This is a genomic window from Psychromonas sp. (assembly GCF_047632995.1).
In the GTDB taxonomy this organism is placed as follows: Bacteria; Pseudomonadota; Gammaproteobacteria; order Enterobacterales; family Psychromonadaceae; genus Psychromonas.
Genome location: NZ_JBLIEK010000163.1, coordinates 1 through 6,114, shown reverse-complemented (window position 1 = coordinate 6,114; position 6,114 = coordinate 1). Strand labels below are relative to the sequence as shown.

The window sequence follows — 6,114 nt, the reverse complement described above, 5'->3', positions numbered from 1 at the left end:
CGCCAGAGCCGTAAGCCATTAATACAAAGTTTGCTGTCCAGATTGGCACTTCTAAGCCGCTGATAGGGTGAATCGCCTTAAAGCCCGTATCGACACCTTCTTTGGCCATGGTCGCAATTTCAGCTTCTGCTAATTTCACGTTTTTACATTTTTCACAAAATGCAGCCAGGGTTGCATTGCTTTTAGCCGCTTCCAGCGCTAACGGGTGCTGTGCGGCAACCGCGATATATGTGACCCCCATGACGGTATCCGGACGTGTTGTATAGACAGAGAAACTTTCCTCTTTGCCGCTTACTTTAAAGTCCATTTCGACACCTTCAGAGCGTCCAATCCAGTTACGCTGCATGGTACGTACTTGTTCCGGCCATTCGTCAAGCTTATCTAAATCGTCTAATAATTCCTGTGCATAGGCGGTTATCTTAATAAACCACTGCGGAATTTCTTTTTGTTCAACTAATGCGCCACTGCGCCAGCCTCTGCCGTCAATAACTTGTTCATTTGCCAAAACGGTCTGATCAACAGGATCCCAGTTAACGGTTGCCATTTTTTTATAAACCAGATCTTTTTCAACCAATTTTGTAAAAAACCATTGTTCCCAACGGTAATATTCAGGTTGGCAAGTGGCCAGTTCACGACTCCAGTCGTAACCAAAACCTAACTGTTTAAGTTGCGTTTTCATATAGGCGATATTTTCGTAAGTCCAACCTGCCGGTGCGGTATTATTTTTAATGGCAGCATTTTCAGCGGGCAGACCAAATGCATCCCAGCCCATAGGCTGCATTACATTTTTGCCCTGCATACGTTGGTAACGGGAAATAACATCACCGATAGTGTAATTGCGTACGTGACCCATGTGCAGTTTGCCACTCGGGTATGGAAACATGGAAAGGCAGTAATATTTTTCTTTAGAGGGGTCTTCCGTGGCCTTAAATGACTGGTTTTCATCCCAATTAGTTTGGAATTTTTTTTCAATCTCTTTAGGATTATATAACTCTTGCATATTGTGTCTGCCTAGCAATGATAAATGAAATAATTAATTAGGCGTTAGAATACAGTAGCGTGGGCTCTGCAACAATAAATATGAGCAATAAGCTTTTTTTTTCCTAATGATTGTTTTATTAAATCTAAAAAACTGCAGCTAATCAACTGTGTTAGTGGCAACTCAGGCCAGAAAATAACAGCTTGTGCGGAGAATCTGTGCAGGTTGTTGGTTTTGTAGGCGAACGGTTCTTTTTGTTACTTTAGGCTTTGCAATTAAACCTTATAATCGCTATTGTTCGCCTCGTTCCGGAGGGGTGGCAGAGCGGCTGAATGCACTGGTCTTGAAAACCAGCGAGGGTTAATAGCTCTCCGAGAGTTCAAATCTCTCCTCCTCCGCCACACATTTAAAACCCGCTGTTTTTACAGCGGGTTTTTTATTTTATACGACTGCTTTTATATGTTACAAGAGTCTGAATCTCTCCTGTACTTTATTCAGCCACATTTTAAAAGGCTTCTCATAAGAGCGGGCTATTAAGTGAAACTGTGGCTGTTAAATTTTAATGAGCAGCTTTTTTTTAATTTTCTTTATGAAACAGTGTGTTATAAAACACCAACTCGAATTAATGTACATTAATTCGTACAAGGAACACATTAAAATCAAGTAGTTAGACTTTAAGTTGTAGATAGATAATAATCCTCAATTTTATCTAAGGTTGGGGATCTTTTCATTTGATCAATCAATATTAGTTATTAAATAATCATTTAAAAAACTGTGTTTAATGAAAGTTATCTCTCTTTCGCCCCCATTGCGACTTAGATACACAAATTTTTGTAGATAATATTACCTAGCTACAACGTCACCACGCGCTAATATAATCACTACCTTATTTGCTTAAATTCTGCATGGTTAGGAAATCGCTTTATTGCTTGTTGCAAGTGTTGATTAAATGCTTGAGTTAACCCCGCTTTTTTTAATCCTAGAAGGTATATATATAAATACTGGCTGTTTTCAGGTTGCTTCTTCACAGCGACGCTAAAATGCGTTAACGCATCGTTTACGTTACTATTTCGAATATAAAAAAGCCCCAACGAGAAGTTAAACTGTGCAGAGTTAATGCGCTTTTCTTTCGCCAGCAGGTACACGTCGTTTTCTTTCGCTGTGTCACCTAAAGCGCGATATAACTCCGCTAAATTTATATATGAACCATCAAAGTAAGGGTCTCGGTCAATTGCCTGCTGCACTAACTTAATCGCTTGTTGCACATCGTTGTTTGTTATCACAACTTCTGCTTGATTTAACAAGCCTTCTGCTCGCCAAGTGGATAACGCTTGTACGCCTAATAACTCATTAAAGGCAGCCCTAAAATCACTTTGTGCTGTTTGGGGTAACGAGGTCAATAATGATTGCTTTGCCGCTTCGACCCTTATCGCTTTACGCTTGTCACTTAACCGGGGGGCTATATATTTTACCTTATCTTGTTGCGACAATAAGGGCGCAAGCCGTGTTGCCGCTAAGCGTAACAGATCCTCTGAGCTTGTTAAGTGAAGAGCCAGTTTGTCCCCTTTTAATTGTCGCGTGAGTTGTGGGAATATTGAAAAAGCAGATGCACGTTTAATCGCGGGTAAGGCTTTATCATCGACGACTTGCCATAGTTTATTGATATCCGCCAGCTTGCCGGCTCTAAACAAAGCATACCAATGCGCAGTTTGTGAGCGTGGCGCTACCTCTCCAAATAACGTTTTATAGGCATTGATAGACCACTGTGCATCTTTATCTTTATGGCATGAAAGGCAGGTGTCTGGACTATCGTACTGATGTGAAAGTGTTGCGTTTGGTACGCTAAAACTATGATCTCTACGCGCATCAACCCCCATGTAAGTGGTTTCTGGCATATGGCAATCAACACACTGTAATGCTGTGTTTTCTATACTATGCTGGTGATGGTCTTTGGTAAAGTATGCTTCAGGTGCATGGCACGTCAGACATAAAGCATCACCTTTAGCTTTTACTTTCATAGAATGTTTATCATGGCAATCTAGGCAGGTTACGCCAGCTTGCGCCATTTTACTTTGTTGAAATGAACCATAGACATACACTTCATCTTTAATTTGACCATCAGGGTAATAAAAAGGTTGCTCAAGCAAGTTAGGCATATGTTTGTCAAGATAACTACCAGCGGCACTAAAACCATCCGTTAAAGGCTCACGTAAACTATGACAGGAAAAGCAAGTGTCCATTGTATCAATATGACGTGCAGGACCTATCCATTGCGCCACCTTCTGCCCAGCCTTACGCTGCCAATTTCCAACTATTTTAGGGGATGCTTCTATCGATGCTTGATGTTCAGCATGGCAGGATAAACATCCCACGTTAATCTCTTGCCAAGTACTCTTAAATTTATTTTTTTCACTAGAGAAGTTGCGTGTAAGCTCACTGGAATGACAATCAGCACACATGCCATTCCAATTTTGTAACGGCTGTTTCCAGTGATAGCGACTTTGGCTATCTAACTCACTAATCAAGTCACTATAAACTTGAAACCAGCGTTGACCACCCTTATTTTTAGGGCGCGCGTCCCAGGAATAAGGTAAAACTTGCAAGCGACCATTACCTATATTGACTAAATATTGTTGTAAAGGGTAATGTCCAAAAGTATTCTCAACTTTGAATATTTGTTTTTTACCTTGTTCGGTTATCACTGCAAGATAGTCTTGCTTGTCTTTAATTAATGAAAATTGATTACCTTGAGCGTCACTATAATGCTGATTTAAATCTGCGACGATTGAATCACTAGAGGGAGGTAACATCGCTTTAGCATGGTCAGATTGCAACCATTTTTCAGTTTGCGGTTGGTGACAAGCAGTACAGTTTGACATCGATATGCTGGCTTGCGTGACAGTAGAAATGAAGAGCAGTGTTAATAAAAAGATGATTATCTGACCAGTTTTCATGCATTTTCCAATAAAAGAGACGTGGAGAGAAAACTCTCCACGATATTTACTTAGTAACCTTCGAACTCTTCACCAGGTTTTATATTGCGATATTTAGCCATACTGGCTTTCAACGCAACAATTTTCTTCATAACAGGCTCCATCATCCATGCGTGGGTATAGCCTTTATTCCCCCAAAGTTCATAACTTTCTTTTGGATCATTCTTAATATCAAACACTTGTGGAAAAGTGAATTTAGTAATTGCGGCAGAATGTGTTGATTCAGTTGCCATAAAATGAAATTTCATATTACGCCATTTCACTGCAAATAAATCATCGCCGACAAACACGATAAAATGATCACGGTTCGATTTTTCTTGTTTTCCTAAGATGAAGTCTTTTTGGTTTACGCCATCAATAGGACGGTCGTTAGGAATAAGCTTGTCAGCATCAGCGAAACTCGCAATGGTGGTATACATATCAATATCCCCTACAATTTCATCCGAAACTCGGCCGGCTTTAATTTTATTTGGGTAACGGATCATGGCAGGAGTACGTAAACCACCTTCATACGCGGTACTTAAACCACCACGCCATGGGCCATTTGAACCACCACCGCCGTCGTCACCTGAGGCTAAGCCAGAGTCTTGAGGGAAGTTACCTGCACCATTGTCACCGGTTAAAATAACAACGGTATTATCTGAAATCCCAGCATCTTCAACCGCTTTTAAAATTAAGCCTATGTTGTAGTCGACTTCCATTTGCGTATCAGCATAAATACCCGCTTTAGAGGCATTCTTGAAATCTGGGTGTACTGTAAATGGCGGATGAAAATGCGTAAACCCAATATAGCTGAAAAAAGGTTTTCCTGTTTTAGCTTGCGTTTTAATATTAGCAATAGCCCGATTGGTTATTTCTCTATCTAAGGTCACTTTCTCTGGAACATTAAATTCTTTTACCTTTTGGGCATCTTTACCTTTTACGCCTTCGTAAATATAAGGTGTAGCTGCAACGGTAGGATCCCATTGAGGTGTTGTTGTATAACCTGCCGCGTTCGTACCTTCTTGGGTACCCCAAAAATAATCATAGCCTTGATAGTTTGGTAATTTTTTAATATTTGAACCTACATGCCATTTTCCAAACAGCGTGGTGTGATAACCCGCATCAGAAAGCAATTCAGGTAATGTATATTCCCAATTGGCCAGCCCATCAGGCTCCCCAGGAGCAGGCACCTTTTGGTTACCCGTACGAATAGGTAAACGTCCTGTATGCAGAGCAGAGCGGGTTGGAGTGCATTGATTTTGTACGTTAAAGTTAGTTAAACGCAAACCTTGTTGCGCAAAGTCATCAATATTAGGGGTCTGAATCGTACTCCCCTGAATACTTAAGTCTCCCCAGCCCCAGTTATCAACTAATAAATAAATAATATTGGGCTTATCCGCTGCCGTTGCTATTGATGAAAAGCTAGCGGCTAAACAAAGAGGCAGTAATTTTTTATACATATAAAATTCTCCTAGGCAGTTAACCTATTGTTAATAATCGTCGAGCTCATATCATGTCAACAGATTATAAATAAAAAATATATAAATATAGTCGTTTATAGTAGATTATAGTCGATTATAGTCGAACTCGTTTCACATAAAGGAAAGTCATCTTTTACCTAAAGAAAAGTCACCTCTGTTTGTTAAGCAACGACAGACTAAGTGCAATAAAACAACACTATATTGCTTTTACTAAGGTAACTAACCACTGATAGAAGGGATCGTTTCTATGGGTGGTTGCCACGCAAGCAACAACCTCAATATCATCATTATATGCCTGCAAACTGAGTGATTTAAATGGCATTTTTGCATTGGCTAAAAAACTGGGTAAGGGAGCAATTAATTCACTGTTTTCAATACACATTACCAAACTAGTGAGGTCTTCACTGGTAAAAGCGACATGATGAGTAACAGATTCTTTTTTCAAATGGCGAGTGAATTTAATATACTCTGAGTTCCAACCATTTACCTTTAAAGTCGCCAGTGGATATTGTAAGGCTTCGTTAATAGAATTTGCAGGGTGTTTCTCATTCATCAACAAACACACCTTATGCGTTTCAATGACCCTTTGGGTAACGTTTTGCGAACAAGAGGTTGATAAAAAATGTAACCCGAGGTGGATTTTACCCTCACTAATTTGTTGATAAGTATCTTCTTACCA

Annotated in this window: 4 protein-coding genes and 1 tRNA gene; 1 reads left to right on the top strand and 4 read right to left on the bottom strand. The window is 40.0% G+C overall.

Features of this window, described 5'->3' with window-relative positions; translation table 11 throughout:
* The coding region (leuS, locus tag ACJAT7_RS17225; protein ID WP_415228033.1) for a leucine--tRNA ligase at window positions 1-1,000 on the bottom strand (1,000 nt) is incomplete at its 3' end.
* Between the two features lie 289 nt (window positions 1,001-1,289).
* On the opposite strand from leuS, the gene ACJAT7_RS17220 reads away from it, so the two are divergent.
* Window positions 1,290-1,380: transfer RNA gene (locus ACJAT7_RS17220), tRNA-Ser, on the top strand.
* A gap of 480 nt (window positions 1,381-1,860) precedes the next feature.
* Here the strand turns inward: ACJAT7_RS17220 and ACJAT7_RS17215 are convergent.
* The 3 genes from ACJAT7_RS17215 to ACJAT7_RS17205 all read right to left on the bottom strand — a co-directional run bounded on the left by ACJAT7_RS17215 (window position 1,861) and on the right by ACJAT7_RS17205 (window position 6,090).
* Complete coding sequence (locus ACJAT7_RS17215) at window positions 1,861-3,933, bottom strand: cytochrome c3 family protein (protein WP_415228032.1); 2,073 nt, start codon at window positions 3,931-3,933, stop codon at window positions 1,861-1,863.
* Between the two features lie 50 nt (window positions 3,934-3,983).
* Window positions 3,984-5,414, bottom strand: coding sequence for a sulfatase-like hydrolase/transferase (locus tag ACJAT7_RS17210; RefSeq protein ID WP_415228031.1), 1,431 nt, complete (start codon window positions 5,412-5,414; stop codon window positions 3,984-3,986).
* Window positions 5,415-5,631: 217 nt separating this feature from the next.
* Complete coding sequence (locus tag ACJAT7_RS17205) at window positions 5,632-6,090, bottom strand: hypothetical protein (RefSeq protein ID WP_415228034.1); 459 nt, start codon at window positions 6,088-6,090, stop codon at window positions 5,632-5,634.
* Window positions 6,091-6,114 lie beyond the last annotated feature (24 nt).